Genomic DNA, 15,510 nt, shown 5'->3' with positions numbered 1-15,510 from the left:
GAGTAATATGTGTCAGGTGTTAAGCCGGCTCAAATGGAAACAATTGTTAATAGATTGGCCGGCGGGCCAGTCAAAAAGCGGCGCGCATGAAAAAGCCCCCGCGGCGGCGGGGGCTGGGAGCGTCGGATTGCCCGAGGCTGGGGCTCAGATGGCGGCGGCCAGGCGCGAGCCCTGGTCGATGGCGCGCTTGGCGTCTAGTTCGGCCGCCACGTCGGCGCCGCCGATCAGGTGCACCGGCTTGCCGGCGGCCGCCAGCGGCGTCTGCAGCTCGCGCAGCGGGTCCTGGCCGGCGCAGATCACCACATTGTCCACGTCCAGCACTTGCGATTCGCCCTTCACCGTAATGTGCAGGCCGGCGTCGTCGATCCGGTCGTAGCTGACGCCGGACAGCATCTTCACCCGTTTCATCTTCAGGCTTTCGCGGTGGATCCAGCCGGTGGTCTTGCCCAGGCCTTCGCCCACCTTGCTGGTCTTGCGCTGCAACAAGTAGACCTCGCGCGGGCTCGGGTGCGGCTGAGGTCCTTGCGGCGCCAGGCCGCCGGCGGTGTCGCCGCTCATGTCCACGCCCCACTCGCGCATGAAGGCTTCGGCGTCCAGCGAGGTGGAGCGGCCCTCGTGGCACAGGTATTCGGCGGTGTCGAAGCCGATGCCGCCGGCGCCGATGATGGCCACTTTCTTGCCCACCGGCTTTTTGTGCTTCAACACGTCCAGGTAGTTGAGCACCTTGGGGTGGTCGACTCCGGGGATGGCCGGGCTGCGCGGCGCGATGCCGGTGGCCAGCACCACTTCGTCGAAGCCAGAAAGATCGTCGGCGGCGACGCGGGCGCCCAGCTTGAGCTCGACACCGGTGGTTTCGATGCGGCGCTTGAAGTAGCGCAGCGTTTCGTAGAACTCTTCCTTGCCCGGAATCTGCTTGGCGACGTTGAACTGGCCGCCGATCTCGGCCGCGGCGTCGAACAGGGTCACGCTGTGGCCGCGCTCGGCGGCGACGGTGGCGAAGGCCAGGCCGGCCGGGCCGGCGCCGACCACGGCCAGCTTTTTCGGCGCGGCGGTTTTTTCGTAGTTGAGCTCGGTTTCGCGGCAGGCGCGCGGATTGACCAGACAGGAGGTCAGCTTGCCCTGGAAGATGTGGTCCAGGCAGGCTTGGTTACAGCCGATGCAGGTGTTGATCTCGTCGCCGCGGCCTTCCGCCGCCTTGTTGACGAAGTCCGGATCGGCGAGGAAGGGGCGCGCCATCGACACCATGTCGGCGCAGCCACCGGCCAGGATATCTTCGGCTACTTCCGGGGTGTTGATGCGGTTGGTGGTGATCAGCGGAATTTTCACCGCGCCCATCAGCTTCTTGGTCACCCAGGCGAAGCCGCCGCGCGGCACCATGGTGGCGATGGTGGGCACCCGCGCCTCGTGCCAGCCGATGCCGGTGTTGATGATGGTGGCGCCGGCCTTTTCGATCTCGCGGGCCAGATGCACCACCTCGTCCCAGCTGCTGCCGTCCTGCACCAGGTCCAGCATCGACAGCCGGTAGATGATGATGAAGTCGCTGCCCACCGCCGCGCGCACCGCCTTGACGGTTTCGATGGCGAAGCGGATGCGGTTCTCGAAGCTGCCGCCCCAGTCGTCGGTGCGCTTGTTGGTGGCGCGGGCGATGAACTGGTTGATCAGATAGCCTTCCGAACCCATCACTTCGACGCCGTCGTAGCCGGCCTGTTGGGCCAGCTTGGCGCAGTTGGCGAAATCGGCGATGGTTTGCCAGACGTCGGCGTCGGACAGTTCGCGGGGGGTGTAGAAGTTGATCGGCGCCAGCAGCGGCGAGGCCGACACGCACTTTTCCTGGAAGCTGTAGCGGCCGGAGTGCAGGATCTGCAGCGCGATCTTGCCGCCTTCGCGGTGCACCGCGTCGGTGACCCGGCGGTGGTTTTCCACCTCGTGCGCGTCTGACAGCTGGGCCGCGCCCTCGGCCACGCAGCCTTCGGCATTGGGGCCGACGCCGCCGGTGACGATCAGCGCCACGCCGCCCCGCGCGCGCTCGGCGTAGAAGGCGGCCATTTTTTCGAAGCCGTTCGGGGATTCTTCCAGGCCAGTGTGCATCGAACCCATCAGCACGCGGTTTTTCAGCGTGGTGAAACCCAGGTCCAGCGGGGCCAGCAGGTGCGGGTAAGCGCTCATGTTTCTTCCTCGTGTCCGTTATGTAGCGGCCTGGGCGGGGCGCGCCCAAGCCTTTGATTCGTCTGGCGATGTCAACCCTGTGGCCAAGATACTTACTGGTAAGTAAGTTGTCAATGGAATCGCCGGCTGTCGGCCGCGGCTGCCGCTATAATCGCTGGACAGCCATTTGAATATGACAAAGGAGAACAATATGTGCGAAACATCGCGCCATGAGCGCGCCGATTGCCTGGCCTCGCTGGAGGAGCGCCCGCTCGGCCGCCGCGGCTTTCTGAAACTGGCCAGCCTGGGCGGCGGCGCCGTGCTGCTGGGCAGCTTCCTGCCGCGGACCAGCTGGGCGGCGGGCGGCACCGACGCCCTGCTGCTGTCTTGCATGGATTACCGGCTGGTCCACGCCGTCGGCGAATTCATGGACGGCCTGGACCTGCGCGGCAAGTACGACCACATCGTGCTGGCCGGCGCCTCGATGGTATCGATCACCGACAAGTTTCCCGACTGGAACGCCACCTTCTGGCAGCACCTGGGCGTGGCGATAGACCTGCACCACATCAAGCGGGTGGTGCTGCTTGACCACCGCGACTGCGGCGCCTACAAGGTGGCGTTCGGCGAGGATTTCGCGCAGGACCCGGGCAAGGAAACCCGCATCCACGCCAAGGCGCTGCTGAAGCTGCGCGACGAAATCCTGGACAAGCATCCGGCGCTGGCGGTGGAAACCTATTTGATGGCGCTGGACGGCAAGGTGGAGACCATCGCGGCCTGATCCGCCGAGGCGGATCGCCGCCGCCCACGCCGGCTGGCCTTAAGAGCCGCCAAACAAAATCTCGCAGAGAACCTGGGTCAAGTCGCGCCGACACAGGCAGTACCAGTCGTACGACAAGGAGGCGCAGCGCAGGATCAGGGGGTTGCTTAGCGGCTCTTATTCGCCGTGCTGGTCGGCGGCGCGGCGGTAGGCCGGGCGCGCTTCGATCATGTCGACGAAGCGCGCCAGATTGGGGTAGCGGCCGCGGCCATCGCCCTTCGCCGCGATCTGGGCGACGAAGGACAGCTGCACATCGGCGCCGGTGAGATCGTTGCCGACGAAGTAGTCGCGGTCCGCCAGTTCGCCGTCCAGATAGCCGAGGTGGTTTTGCAGCTCGCCGTGGATGCGCGGATGCAGCGGCGCGCCGGCCTCGCCCAGCTGGCCGACGTAGAGCTGCAGCAGGATGGGCAGCATCGCCGAGCCTTCGGCGTAATGCAGCAGCTGGACGTAGCGGTTGTAGTCGGGTGAGGCGATGTCCGGCGCGAAGCGGCCCTTGCCATAAGTACGGATCAGGTAGTCGATGATGGCGCCGGATTCGATCAGCACCGCGTCGCCGTCGCGCAGCACCGGCGCCTTGCCCAACGGGTGGACGGCTTTCAGCTCCGGCGGCGCCAGCCGGGTCTGAGGATCGCGCTGGTAGCGGATCACCCGGTAATCCAGCCCCAGCTCTTCCAGCAGCCAGGTGATGCGGCGCGAGCGCGATTCATTCAGGTGGTGCACTTCTATCATGGCGAAACTCCAGTCGAAATGGGGAACAGGCGGCGCTCAGGCGGGGACGATCCTGGCCAGCCAGGCCAGGATATCGCCTTCCACTTCGGCGCGGTTGCTTTCGTTCAGCATCTCATGCCGCCCGCCGGGGTAGATCTTGCTTTGCAGGTCCAGCACGCCGACGTCGCGGTAGCGGATCTCCAGCTGTCCCAGCGCCAGCCGGCCCAGGCTGACCGGGTCGCGGCTGCCGGCGAACAGCAGCACCGGGCAGCGGCGGTTGATGCCCTGTCCCGCCGCCTCGTCTTGCTCCATGGCGACGATGCCGGCGAACAGATCGGCCCACAGGCCCGGCGCCGGATCGAAGCCGCAGTCCGGATCGGCGAGGTAGGCATCCACTTCTGCCGGGTCGCGGCTTAGCCACTCCATCTTGGTCCGCCACGGCGGAAAGCCCAGGTTGAAGCTGCCGAACACCAGCGCGGCCATCAGCCGGCTGGGCCGGTCCCAGCCGTTGCGCCGGCCCAGGAAGCGGGCGACGGCGCCCAATAGCCGTGCCAGCGGCCGCTGGCGGTAGCCGGTGGACGACAGCATCAGGCCGGCCAGCTGGCCGCCGTAGCGCAGGAAGTGGGCGCGGGCGATGAAGCTGCCCATGCTGTGGCCGAACAGGACCACCGGCAGTCCGGGATGGCGCTCCGCCGCGTGACGGCGCGTGGTCTCCACGTCGTCCACCACCTTGCGCCAGCCGTCGTTGGCGGCGAAGAAGCCGCGCGGCGCGGTCGAGGCGCCGTGGCCGCGGTGGTCATGCGCGTACACCGCGTAGCCGGCCGCTGTCAGCGTCCCGGCGAAGCGGTCGTAGCGCGCCGCGTATTCACTCATGCCGTGCGAGATCAGCACCGCGGCGCGTGGCGGGCCGTCCGGCAGCCATTCGCACAGCGGAATGGTTTCGCCGTCGACGGCGGTCAAAAAGGTACGGTGCATGCGCTTGCCCTTGCGTTGGTGGAGCGGGTTACCCAGGCCGCGGTGGGCGGCCGTCGCGTCAGCCCAGCAGCGGCCGGCTGTCGAAGTTCGGGTTGGTGAGCGAAGTCAGCACGTGGTCGCGCCAGGCGCCGTCGAGAAACAGGTAATCCTTGGCCTGCCCTTCGACGGCGAAGCCCAGCCTTTGCAGCAGCGAGGCGCTGCGGACGTTGTGCGGCTGGTAATTGGCCTGGATGCGATGCAACTGCAACTCGTTGAAGGCGAAGGCGATGGCCGCCTGCAGCGCCTCGCGCATCAGGCCCTGTCCTTCGCGCGCGCGGTCGATGCCGTAGCCCAGGTGGCAGGCCTGGAACACGCCGCGGACGATGTTGCTGAAACTGACGGTGCCGATGATCCGTTCCGGCTCGGCCGGCGTCGTCAGCAGGAAGCGAGCGCTGGCGCCCTCTTCCCAGTTGCGGGCGGCCTGGCGCAGCTGCATCGTCCAATGGGATTCGGTATAGAACAGCGGTCCGGCGGTCGGGTTCCACGGCTCGAGGTGGGCGCGGTTGCGCAGCTGGTAGTCGAGTATGGCGGCCGCCTTGTCCGGATGAGCCGGCAGCAGCCGCAGGCGGGGCGTGTCGAGTATCGGTTGGGCGACGGTCATGGCATGGCGTTTTTATGACAAGGCAGTAGATAGTAGTCGCAACGCCAGGCAATGCTCAAGCCATGCCGCCGGCGCGGGGCCGGCGGCGGGAGGCTCTGGCGGCGGAATCGCTGGCATAAGCTTGCCAGGTTGCCGCCTGGTTTCAGCCGGCCAGCCGTTCCAGCGCCTCGCGGTATTTGGCGGCGGTTTTCTCGCGCACGTCCAGCGGCACGGCCGGGGCTGGCGCCTGCTTGTTCCAGCCGGAGGCCTCCAGCCAGTCGCGGACGAACTGCTTGTCGAACGAAGGCGGGTTGCTGCCCGGCTGGTAGCTGTCGGCCGGCCAGAAGCGGCTGGAGTCCGGCGTCAGCGCCTCGTCCATCAGCGTCAGCGTGCCGTTTTCGTCCAGGCCGAACTCGAACTTGGTGTCGCAGATGATGATGCCGCGCGTCGCCGCGTAGGCGGCGGCGGTCTGGTACAGCAGGATGGCGGTGTCGCGCACCTTGGCCGCCAGCGCCTTGCCGACGATGGCCTCGCACTGCGCGAAGTCGATGTTCTCGTCGTGGTCGCCCACGGCCGCCTTGGTGGACGGGGTGAAGATCGGCTCGGGCAGCTTGTCCGCCTCGCGCAGGCCGGCCGGCAGCGGGATGCCGCAGACCGAGCCGGATTGCTGGTATTCCTTCCAGCCGGAGCCGGCCAGGTAGCCGCGCACCACCGCTTCGATCGGCACCGCCTTCAGCCGCTTGGCGACCACCGCGCGGCCTTCCACCTGCGGCAGGTCTTCCGCCGCCACCACGTCTTCCGGCTGGTCGCCGGTCAGGTGGTTGGGCACCACGTCCTTGAGCTTGTCGAACCAGAAGTTGGAGATCGCGGTCAGGATCTGGCCCTTGGCCGGGATCGGGTCGTCCAGGATGACGTCGAAGGCGGACAGCCGGTCGGTGGCGATCATCAGCATGCGCTGGTCGTCGATCTCATAGAGGTCGCGCACCTTGCCGGAGTAGATCTTGCGCAGGCTTTTCAGGTGGGTGGTGTTCAGTCCGGTCATCATGCTTCCTTCGCGGGCAGGGGTTTCTGTTGGATTCGTTTCAGCGCTTCGCGCCGCGACAGCGGCGACAGCGCGATGGCGGACGCGACGAAGCCGCGCACGGCCTCGGCGTCGGTGTAAGCGTATTCGCGCAAGGCCCAGCCTATCGCCTTGCGGATGAAGAATTCGGGGTCGGCGGCGTTGGCCGCGCAGTAGCGGAACAGCCGCCCGGCGTCGGTGTCGCGCTTCCAGTACAGCTGGTGCAGGATGGCGACGCGGCGCAGCCAGAAATCGCCGTCGCAGGACAGCCTGTCCATGTCGATTTGGAGCTCGCGCCGGGCGCGGACCAGCTCGCCTATGATCCAGGCCGCCAGGCCGTCGACGGTGTCCCACCATGATTTGGCGGTAACCAGCGCCAGCAGCCGCGGCAGGGCGGCCGCCGGCAATTCGGCGGCATGGCGGGCCAGCAGGTCCACCGCCACGTACTGGAATTCGCGCTCCGGCTGCCGCCACAGCGCGTCGGCCAGTTCCAGCCAGCCGTCGGGGCCGGCCGCGTCATGCGATTTGATCCACGGCCCGGCGGCCTTGCGCCTGACCGGCGCGGCAACGCCGAGGAAGTCGAACCGGTCGCGCATATAGGCGCGCATTGCCGGCGCTCGCGCCGGATCGGCGGCGGCGGCCAGCAGGGCGCGCAGCGGAGCGAGATCAATATCCCGCTTCACGAGTTCTGAACTCCGGACGAGACCGGCCAAGCGCCGTGGAGCGAATCATTCGTCGAGGTTGGGCTCGTTTTCATGGCGATTGAAAGACTATGTCAAATTACCTGTCGTCAGGCGAATCAGTTTTGAGTCTGCGCTGCGGACCGATATTTAGGAACGGTTCCGCCCGCTGGACGGGCAAGGGGGCTGCGCGGCCAGCCCCCTTGCAACCCCAGGCCGCCCCTGCCGCACGCGAAACCCCGGCAAAAAGCGCCTGGCAAGGCGCCGCCGAAACTAGCCGCGCGCGAACGTCGCGCGGCGTCGAACAGCTCGGCGGCTTAAAACCCTGCCAGCCACTTTTTGCCGGCGCGCGCAGAAGGGGAGCGGGGCGCATCGCATACGTAGTGACTTGCTTGTGATCCTGGGCTGCAGCAGCCATTTTTTATTTCAAGAGCGGGCTTTTGACGCTGGCCATAAAAATGGCGAAGCCGCCGGCCTCGCCATTTCTTTCGCTACAGGGTGTCCTTCAACGCCCTGGCCTGGTCCAGCGCTTCGTCGGCGCTGGCGGCCATCACGTTGAAGTGGCCCATCTTGCGGCCCGGCCGCGCCTGTTTCTTGCCATACAGATGCAGCTGGGCGTTGGGGGCCTCGGCCAGCACGTCCCAGTTGGGCTCGTGGCCGTTGTCTTTCCACACGTCGCCCAGCAGGTTCACCATCACCACCGGGCTGAGCAGGTCGGTGCGGCCCGGCAGCAGGCCGCACATCGCGCGCACCTGCTGCTGGAACTGGTCGGTCAAGCAGGCGGTGAGCGTGTAGTGGCCGGAGTTGTGCGGCCGCGGGGCGATCTCGTTGACCACCAGGCTGTCATCGGCCAGCACGAAGAACTCCACCGCCAGCACGCCGACGTAGTCCAGCGCCTCGGCCAGTTTCCGGGCCATCTCCTGCGCCTGCTTGGCCAGCGCCGGGGCGATGCGGGCCGGGACGATGGATTCGTCGAGGATGCCGTTCTTGTGGATGTTTTCCGCCACCGGAAACACCGCGCTCTGCGCCGAGCTGACGCGGGTGACGATGGCCGACACTTCCAGCTGCAGGTCCAGCATCTTTTCCAGCACGCAGGCCTGGCCGCCCAGGTTGGCGTAGGCGGCGCGCGCCTCGGCCGCGGTCTGCACCCGCACCTGGCCCTTGCCGTCGTAGCCGAGGCGGGCGGTTTTCAGGATGCCGGGCAGGTAGGGCGCCAGGTCCACCTGGATGTCTTCGACGCTTTCGATGGCCAGGTAGGGCGCGGTCGGCAGGCCGGCCTTGTTGATCCACGCCTTCTCGGCGATGCGGTCCTGGGCGACGGCGACGCAGTCGCCGGACGGCGACACGCGGGTGCGGCGCGCCAGCTCGCGCATCGCGTCGGCGTTGACGTTCTCGAATTCGGTGGTGACGGCGGCGCAGCTGTCGGCCAGCTCGCGCAGCGCGGCCGGGTCGTTGTACGGCGCGCGGATGTGGCGGTCGGCGAAGGCCGCCGCCGGCGCGTTTTCGTCCGGGTCCAGCACGGCGACGCGGTAGCCCATGGTCTTGGCGGCGACGGCGAACATGCGGCCCAGTTGGCCGCCGCCGAGTATGCCCAGCATCGCCGGCGGCAGGATGGCGGCCATTACTCGACCTCCGGCAGCGTCATCGCCAGCACGGTTTCTTCCTGTTGCTTGCGGAAGGCGACCAGTTGCTCGGCCAGTTCCGGTCGGGTGGTGGCCAGCATCGCCACCGCGAACAGCGCGGCGTTGGCGGCGCCGGCCTCGCCGATGGCGAAGGTGGCCACTGGAATGCCCTTGGGCATTTGCACGATGGACAGCAGCGAATCCTCGCCGCGCAGGTATTTGGACGGCACCGGCACGCCCAGCACCGGCACGTGGGTCTTGGCGGCCAGCATGCCTGGCAGGTGGGCGGCGCCACCGGCGCCGGCGATGATGGCTTTCAGGCCGCGCGGCGCGGCTTCTTCCGCGTACTGGAACAGCAGGTCCGGGGTGCGGTGGGCGGAGACGACGCGGGTTTCGCAGGCGATGCCGAAGCTTTTCAGCACGCGGGCGGCGTGCTGCATCACTTCCCAGTCGCTGTTGCTACCCATCACGATGCCGACTTCAATCATGGCGGTGCTGCTCGCGGATGGTGAACGAAGACCGCGATTTTAACCGATGCGACAGGCTACCCGTTATGGTTTTTTATTTTCATATCAAGACAGTTAGCGTATAAAGCTGTCCCGAATCGGCGGCTTCACGCCAGTTTTGGATAGGTGAACAACAGCAGGTGCAGGGTGTTGAAAGCCAGGTGGGCGAGCACTGCCAGCCACAGCTGGCGGCGCGCGGCGTAGATCAGGCCGTAGCCGATGCCGGCCAGCGTGGCCAGGCCCATCCAGGACCAGCCGCCGGCCAGGTGGGCCAGACCGAACAGTAGCGACGCCGCCATCAGCGCGGCGAAGGGTTCGGTGCGCAGCTCCAGCCAGCGCTGGACGCCGGCGCGGAAGAAGGCTTCCTCCACCAGCGACACCAGGAAACAGTTGGCCAGCAACCATGGCAGCAGCCAGGCCGGCCACTTCGGCGCGAAGCTTATCGTTCCGACGGCGGCGGCGATGCCGAGCACGAACAGCAGCGCCAGCGCGCCGACCGCCGCGGCCGGCCAGCCCAGCTGCCGTTCCGGCAGCGGCGCGCGGCAGAGGTTCAGCAGCAGCAGCAGGCCGGCGAAACCCTTGTCGTAGCTCCAAAACAGCCGGTACGGCGCGCTGTCCGGGCTGGCCCGGCCCTGCCACAGCAGTGGATTGTCGAAACCGGGCAGCGCGTGCACTGCCAGCGCCAGCAGCGCGGCGATCCACACCAGGTACAGCTCCGGCCGAGGATGGCGGCGCAGCGCCAGCGTCAGCCCGGCGACGGCGGCCGCGCTCAGCACGCCCAGCGGCTGCAGCACGCCGGCGGCCAGCGCCAGCATCGCGCTGGTGATCAGGGCGATCCAGCCGGGCGCTTCCTGGCGCAGGCTGGCGGCGAGCAGCCCCAGCGCCAGCAGGCCGTAGGCGGCCAGCGTCAGGGAGGGAAGCGTGAACATGGCGGCTCCGTCGCGGGATGGGCAAGCGTCCGATGATAAGGCTTGGACGCGGCGAGGCCAAACGGTTCCCGGCCCGGCGCCTGCGCGGACTGGCGCTCAGGGCTTGGGCGGATGCGGCCGCAGCAGCCGGCGGCGCTGGGCGTCGGCCAGGTAGGCGGCGATCGGCGCCACCTCCTCCGCCGGAATGGGCGCCTTGAATGCCTGCCGCATCTTGTCGACCACGGCGCGCCAGCGCGCTTCGTCGAAGTCCGGCTGCAGCGAGATGTAATCGACGGAATGGCAGATCATGCAGCGCTGCAGCGCCGGCAGATAGCCGGGGTGGCCGCTGTCCGGCAGCATCGCCGTTTCATTGGGCAGCGCGATGCTCGCCGCGCCGGCGGGAGCTGTCAGCAGGGCCAGAACCAGCAGCGCGGCCCTCATCGCTTAGCCTCGGCGACGACGATCTCCACCCGCTCGACCACGTCGCGGGCGTAGCCGCCGGGATTCCACGGCTGGACCAGCGGCTGGACCTGGCCGTCGTTGGCGGTGGCGCGCGCCATCAGCGTCAGCGGCCCCGGCTTCACGTCGTCCAGCGTCAGCGTCCATGGCCGGAAGGCGAAGCGTCCGGTTTCCGCTCCCAGCTCCGCCTGCCGCCAGTTGACGCCGCCGTCGGCGGAAACGTCCACCCGGCGGATGCCGCTGCCGCCATCGAAGGCGATGCCGCGCAGCGCCAGCCGGCCGTCCGGCGCGGCGATCGCGTCGCCGTGGGCGGGGTGGGTGATGAAGCTGCGCGCCTTCATCCGCGTCAGCCGCGCCGTCTTGTCCGGCTTGGTCCCGGGCGGCACGCCGTTGTCCGACGTGTCGGGCACGGTGTAGGCCTGGCTGGCGAACCAGCCGTCGAACACGTGGTCCAGCACCTCGATATGCGACAGGTGCTTGATCCAGTAGGCGGCGTAGAAGCCCGGCATCACCAGGCGCAGTGGGTAGCCGTTCAGCACCGGCAGCGGCTCGCCGTTCATCTCCCAGGCGATCATCGCTTCCGGCCGCCGCGCGTCGGTGAGGTCCAGCGAGCGGATGAAGGCCGGCGTTTGCTCCAGCGCCGGCTGGTCGGTGCCGCGGCAGGCGATCTGGCGCGCGCCGTCCAGCACATCGGCGGCGGCCAGCACGTCGGCCAGCCGCGCGCCGGCCATCTCGACGCAGGCCATCGAGCCATTGCCCAGCTGCGCGCCCTGCACCCGCGGCTGCGACAGGCCGCGGCCGTTGCCGGCGCACTGCATCACCACGGTCTGGCGCACCGTCTCGAAGCGCTTTTGCAGGTCGGCCAGCGTCAGCGTCAGCGGCTGTTTCACTTTGCCGTTTATGGTCAGGGTGTGGGATGAGGGATCGATGTCCAGCGGGTGGCCGGCCAGGTGGTAGCGGACGAACACCGCCTCGTTGGGCGTGATCAGCCCGCGGTCGAATTGGGAAAACGGCGTTTCCAGATGCACCGGCCGGGTGGTGATGCGCATCAGCGGCATCTTCTGCGGGTAAGGCACCAGCTCGCGCCAGCCGTTGTCGAAGCCTTGGTCCAGCCAGGCGCCGGCGCGCGTCCGGCCGGCCAGGCTCAGCAGGCCGGCGGCGAGCCCGGCTTTCAGCAAGGCCCGGCGAGTTGACGCGTCGTCCATGTTCGCGCTTTTTGAGGTGGGGATGGACGCGATGCTAGGAGCCGCGGGGGCGGCCGTCTACCGGGGAAAGGGACAGGCGCTCAGCCGCGGCGGGCGTGCCAGCGCCGCGTCAGCGCGCCGGCGGTGGTGGCGAGGATGCCCAGTCCGGCCACCCACACGCCCAGGCCGAAGCCGGGCGGCATTTCGCCGGAGTCGGTAGCGGCGGGCTCGGCCAGCAGCATCATCAGCAGGCCGCCGACCAGCAGCAGCGCGCAGCCCAGCCAGTACAGCCGGCGCTGATGCCAGCCCTGGAACAGCGAATACAGCAGCGAGCCCAGATACAGGCCCAGCAGCGCGGCGGCGGGAATCCATTCAGAGGAAGGGGTGGACATCGGTCTGGCGTTTGGCTCGGGCAAAAGACGATAGACCTGGCCGGCCGGGACTGGTTCGTCCGGCCGGGTCGTTTTACCAGCGGCCGTAAGGGTTCTTGGACAGGTAGGCGTTGGTGTAGCGGCCGTCCTCGGTCACCTCCTCGCCCACCCAGTCAGGCTTGGCGAATGGGGTGTCCTCGCCGGGCAGTTCGATCTCGGCCAGCACCAGGCCGGCGTTGTCGCCGAAGAACTCGTCCACTTCCCAGACGAAGCCGCCGTACTCGATGCGGTGGCGCAGCTTGTCCACCACCATCGGGCACATCGCGGCCATGATGGTTTGCGCGTCGGCCAGCGGGATGAGGTATTCGAACTCGTGGCGGCTGACGTTGCTGATATTGCTCTTCAGCGTCAGCCAGGCCTGCTCGCCCACCACCCGCACTCGCACCGTGCGCTCTTTTTCCACCGACAGATAGCCCTGCCGGTATTGCACGGCCGGGGCCAGGCCGCGCCAGCCGTCGCCGCTCACCACGAAACGGCGTTCGATTTCCAATGCCATCGATCAAATCCTCAAGCGAATTCAGGGTTAGGGGCGCGTCAGAACGGCTTGACCACCACCAGGATCACCACCGCCAGCAAAATCAGCACCGGCAGTTCGTTGAACACGCGGAACCAGACATGGCTCTTGCGGTTGCTGTGGGTGACGAAGTCGCGGCCCAATTTGGCGCAGTAGCCATGGTAAACGGCCAGCAGCGCCACCAGCGCCATCTTGGCGTGCAGCCAGCCGCCGGAAATGCCGAAATCCAGCCACAGCAGCAGGCCGGAGCCTATCGCCAGCACGCCTAGCGGCGTCATGAAGCGGAACAGCTTCCTGGCCATCAGCAGCAGGCGGTCGTATTCCGCCGGCTGGCGCGCCATCGCCAGATTGACGAACAGCCGCGGCAGGTAGAACAGCCCGGCGAACCAGGACACCACGAAAAAGATGTGGAAGGCTTTCAGGTACAGATAGCTCATCGACTTTCCTATTGGGGCGGGATGGGGCGATGGACCGGACGTCGCCGGACCGGTTCCAGCCGAATCAGGACCAGGCCTGCCGTTGCGCCTTCGGCAGCTTGCTAAGCGCCAGCTCGCGCGAGCGTTCGATGCCGCGGCGGATGTCGTCCGGCGCCAGCGCCTCCAGCGAGATCACCTGCACCCAGCGGGCGCGGGCCAGATACGGCGCCGGCCGCACGCCGGGCAGGCCCGACAGCGCCAGGAAATCGCCATCGTCGACCTTGTAGCTGATGCCGGCTTCGCCGCAGACCAGGAACATCTTGCCGCCGATGGAGACCACCCGCGTTCCGCCCCATTTGACTTCGTACTCGGCGCCCGGCAGCGCGCGGGCGTGGTCCAGCATCTCGTCGAACAGGGCGGCGGGCAGCGGCATCGCTCAGCCTTTCTTCGGCGCGGCCTGGTACAGCGGCCACACTTGCGGGATATGGGCCTGCAGGTCGCGGATGCGGGTGGGCCCGGACGGGTGGGTGGACAGGAACTCCATGCCGTTGCCGCCGCCGGCCGCCTGCATCTTTTGCCAGACGTTGACCGCGGCGTTGGGGTCGTAGCCGGCGCGGGCCATCAGCTCCAGGCCCATGATGTCGGCTTCGGACTCCATCGCGCGGCTGTGCGGCTTGGACAGCGTCACGTCGCCCACCAGCGAGGCCAGCTTCAGCTGGCTGTCATTGAGGCCGACCAGCGCGCCGACCAGGCCGAGGCCCATTTGCTGCGCGTAGGCCTGGCTCATGTTCTCGCGGGTGTGCTCGCGCAGCGCGTGCGAGATCTCGTGGCCGATCACGGCGGCCAGCTCGGCGTCGGACAGCTTCAGCTGCTTGACCAGGCCGGTGTAGACCATGATCTTGCCGCCGGCCATCGCGTAGGCGTTCATGTCGTCGGTGGTCAGCACGTTCACCTCCCAGCGCCAGTTGCGGGCGTCGGGGCGGAAGGACGGAGTCTGCGCGATCAACCGCTGCGACACGCGGCGCACGCGCGAGGTCAGCGCCGGATCGGTGTTCAGGCGGCCCGCGGCGCGGGCCTTCTGCAGCTCGCCGGCGTAGGACTTGGCCGACATCTGCTCCACTTCCTGGCTGGACAGCAGCATGCTCTGGCCGCGGTTGACGCCGACCGCGCCGCCGGCGGTGGTGTTCACCTGGGCACAGGCGGCCAATAGCGCGGCGAGCAGCGCGCCGCCGATCCAGCGGGTCCGTCTTCCGGCCATCAGATTTCCACCATCTGGAAATCGTCCTTGCGGGCGTCGCAGTCGGGGCAGGTCCAGTTGGGCGGCAGGTCTTCCCAGCGGGTGCCCGGCGGGATGCCGTCTTCCGGCCGGCCGGCTTCTTCGTCGTAGATGAAACCGCAGATCAGACACATCCAAGTACGCATCGCTTCGCCCTCGTGTTCGGATAAAATGGGTATTCTAAATCGTGCCACCGCAATAAAACAGAAGAGGTTCGCCCTTGACCACTCCTCCCCCCCCTCCCGTGGTGCTGACCCTGGCCGGTTCCGACCCCTCCGGCGGCGCCGGCATCCAGGCCGACATCCTGACGCTGGCCAGCCTGGGCTGCCATCCGTTGTCGGTGATCACCGCGATCACGGTGCAGGACACCGTGGGCGTCAACGACTTGATGGTGCTGGACGCGGACTGGGTCAACGACCAGGCCCGCTTCCTGATGGAAGACATGCAGGTGGCGGCGTTCAAGATCGGCATGCTGGGCAGCGTGGAAAACGTCGCCGTGGTGGCGCAGCTGATCGCCGACTACCCGGACATCCCGGTGGTGCTGGACCCGGTGCTGGCCAGCGGCGGCGGCCACGAGCTGGCCGACGAAGACCTGATCGGCGCGATGCGCGACATGCTGATTCCGCAGGTCTCCATCCTGACGCCCAATAGTCTGGAGGCGCGCCGGCTGGCCAGCAACGATCCGGACGACGATGAGGAGCTGACGCTGGACCAGTGCGCCGAGCGTTTGCTGGGGCTGGGCTGCCCTTACCTGCTGATCACCGGCACCCATGAAAACACCAAGGAAGTGGTCAACAGCCTGTACGGCCAGGACGGCGTGGTGCGCGCCGACCACTGGGAGCGGCTGCCCGGCAGCTATCATGGCTCCGGCTGCACCTTGGCCTCGGCCATCGCCGGCATGCTGGCCACCGGCCTGTTGCTGCCGGAGGCGGTGCGCGAGGCGCAGGAATACACCTACCAGACGCTGGTCAACGGCTTCCGCCCCGGCATGGGCCAGTTCCTGCCGGACCGGATGTTCTGGGCGCGCGGCGACGACGAGGAAGACGGCGATGCCGCCAAGAGTTGAGGGCCTGTACGCGGTGACGCCGGACGGTCTGGACGACGCGCGCTTGTTCGCGCTGGCCGGGGCGGCGCTGGCGGGCGGCGCGCAGACGCTGCAATACCGCGACAAGAGCGGCGACGCCGCGCGC

At 67.8% G+C, this 15,510-nt stretch carries 19 protein-coding genes; 2 read left to right on the top strand and 17 right to left on the bottom strand.

The genetic code is table 11. The features are described from left to right. Window positions 1–144: 144 nt before the first annotated feature. Window positions 145–2,166: an NADPH-dependent 2,4-dienoyl-CoA reductase gene (locus LQR33_RS04120; RefSeq protein WP_221667524.1), complete on the bottom strand. Its 2,022-nt coding sequence runs from the start codon at window positions 2,164–2,166 to the stop codon at window positions 145–147. Window positions 2,167–2,356: 190 nt separating this feature from the next. On the opposite strand from LQR33_RS04120, the gene LQR33_RS04115 reads away from it, so the two are divergent. Beyond that, on the top strand, window positions 2,357–2,923 hold the full coding sequence (locus LQR33_RS04115; protein ID WP_021477330.1) for a carbonic anhydrase: 567 nt from the start codon (window positions 2,357–2,359) through the stop codon (window positions 2,921–2,923). A gap of 156 nt (window positions 2,924–3,079) precedes the next feature. Here the strand turns inward: LQR33_RS04115 and LQR33_RS04110 are convergent, their stop codons facing one another. From LQR33_RS04110 to LQR33_RS04035, 16 genes are all read right to left on the bottom strand, one after another. Continuing rightward, entirely contained in the window at window positions 3,080–3,691 is a 612-nt protein-coding gene (locus LQR33_RS04110; protein WP_221667523.1) for a glutathione S-transferase family protein, read from the bottom strand. 36 nt (window positions 3,692–3,727) lie between these two features. Beyond that, complete coding sequence (locus LQR33_RS04105) at window positions 3,728–4,645, bottom strand: alpha/beta hydrolase (RefSeq protein ID WP_231467725.1); 918 nt, start codon at window positions 4,643–4,645, stop codon at window positions 3,728–3,730. Between the two features lie 58 nt (window positions 4,646–4,703). After that, window positions 4,704–5,285, bottom strand: coding sequence for a GNAT family N-acetyltransferase (locus LQR33_RS04100; protein WP_231467723.1), 582 nt, complete (start codon window positions 5,283–5,285; stop codon window positions 4,704–4,706). A 142-nt stretch (window positions 5,286–5,427) separates the two neighbouring features. Beyond that, on the bottom strand, window positions 5,428–6,306 hold the full coding sequence (locus LQR33_RS04095) for a phosphoribosylaminoimidazolesuccinocarboxamide synthase (RefSeq protein ID WP_166438864.1): 879 nt from the start codon (window positions 6,304–6,306) through the stop codon (window positions 5,428–5,430). Next, window positions 6,306–7,007, bottom strand: coding sequence for a DNA alkylation repair protein (locus LQR33_RS04090; RefSeq protein WP_231467722.1), 702 nt, complete (start codon window positions 7,005–7,007; stop codon window positions 6,306–6,308). Before LQR33_RS04090 ends, LQR33_RS04095 begins: the two co-directional genes overlap by 1 nt. A 488-nt stretch (window positions 7,008–7,495) precedes the next feature. After that, the gene (locus LQR33_RS04085; protein ID WP_166438760.1) at window positions 7,496–8,626 is read right to left on the bottom strand and encodes a 5-(carboxyamino)imidazole ribonucleotide synthase; all 1,131 of its coding nucleotides are present in this window, start codon (window positions 8,624–8,626) and stop codon (window positions 7,496–7,498) included. Continuing rightward, complete coding sequence (purE, locus tag LQR33_RS04080; protein WP_221665445.1) at window positions 8,626–9,114, bottom strand: 5-(carboxyamino)imidazole ribonucleotide mutase; 489 nt, start codon at window positions 9,112–9,114, stop codon at window positions 8,626–8,628. Before purE ends, LQR33_RS04085 begins: the two co-directional genes overlap by 1 nt. A 125-nt stretch (window positions 9,115–9,239) precedes the next feature. Next, window positions 9,240–10,061 carry a CPBP family intramembrane glutamic endopeptidase gene (locus tag LQR33_RS04075; RefSeq protein WP_166438762.1) on the bottom strand — a complete coding sequence of 274 codons (822 nt, stop codon included), beginning with the start codon at window positions 10,059–10,061 and terminating at the stop codon, window positions 9,240–9,242. A 96-nt stretch (window positions 10,062–10,157) separates the two neighbouring features. Further along, window positions 10,158–10,481 carry a hypothetical protein gene (locus LQR33_RS04070; RefSeq protein ID WP_231467720.1) on the bottom strand — a complete coding sequence of 108 codons (324 nt, stop codon included), beginning with the start codon at window positions 10,479–10,481 and terminating at the stop codon, window positions 10,158–10,160. Beyond that, on the bottom strand, window positions 10,478–11,704 hold the full coding sequence (locus LQR33_RS04065; protein ID WP_231467717.1) for a molybdopterin-dependent oxidoreductase: 1,227 nt from the start codon (window positions 11,702–11,704) through the stop codon (window positions 10,478–10,480). Before LQR33_RS04065 ends, LQR33_RS04070 begins: the two co-directional genes overlap by 4 nt. An 80-nt stretch (window positions 11,705–11,784) precedes the next feature. Continuing rightward, window positions 11,785–12,075, bottom strand: a complete 291-nt coding sequence (locus LQR33_RS04060) for a hypothetical protein (protein ID WP_231467715.1) — start codon at window positions 12,073–12,075, stop codon at window positions 11,785–11,787. Between the two features lie 73 nt (window positions 12,076–12,148). Then, entirely contained in the window at window positions 12,149–12,610 is a 462-nt protein-coding gene (locus tag LQR33_RS04055) for a CYTH domain-containing protein (protein ID WP_166438765.1), read from the bottom strand. Window positions 12,611–12,648: 38 nt separating this feature from the next. Beyond that, a complete protein-coding gene (locus LQR33_RS04050; protein WP_021476082.1) occupies window positions 12,649–13,065 on the bottom strand; it encodes a CopD family protein in 417 nt (138 codons plus the stop codon). Between the two features lie 64 nt (window positions 13,066–13,129). Continuing rightward, window positions 13,130–13,477, bottom strand: coding sequence for an MmcQ/YjbR family DNA-binding protein (locus tag LQR33_RS04045; RefSeq protein WP_231467713.1), 348 nt, complete (start codon window positions 13,475–13,477; stop codon window positions 13,130–13,132). Window positions 13,478–13,480: 3 nt separating this feature from the next. Further along, window positions 13,481–14,302, bottom strand: coding sequence for a M48 family metallopeptidase (locus tag LQR33_RS04040; protein WP_166438768.1), 822 nt, complete (start codon window positions 14,300–14,302; stop codon window positions 13,481–13,483). After that, window positions 14,302–14,466: a rubredoxin gene (locus LQR33_RS04035; protein WP_011133707.1), complete on the bottom strand. Its 165-nt coding sequence runs from the start codon at window positions 14,464–14,466 to the stop codon at window positions 14,302–14,304. The genes LQR33_RS04040 and LQR33_RS04035 overlap by 1 nt, the downstream gene beginning before the upstream one ends. 74 nt (window positions 14,467–14,540) lie before the next feature. On the opposite strand from LQR33_RS04035, the gene thiD reads away from it, so the two are divergent. Then, a complete protein-coding gene (gene thiD, locus LQR33_RS04030; RefSeq protein ID WP_104945801.1) occupies window positions 14,541–15,386 on the top strand; it encodes a bifunctional hydroxymethylpyrimidine kinase/phosphomethylpyrimidine kinase in 846 nt (281 codons plus the stop codon). Window positions 15,387–15,510 lie beyond the last annotated feature (124 nt).

This window comes from Chromobacterium piscinae, assembly GCF_021129175.1.
GTDB lineage: Bacteria > Pseudomonadota > Gammaproteobacteria > Burkholderiales > Chromobacteriaceae > Chromobacterium > Chromobacterium piscinae.
This window is presented reverse-complemented; position numbering and strand designations above follow the sequence as displayed.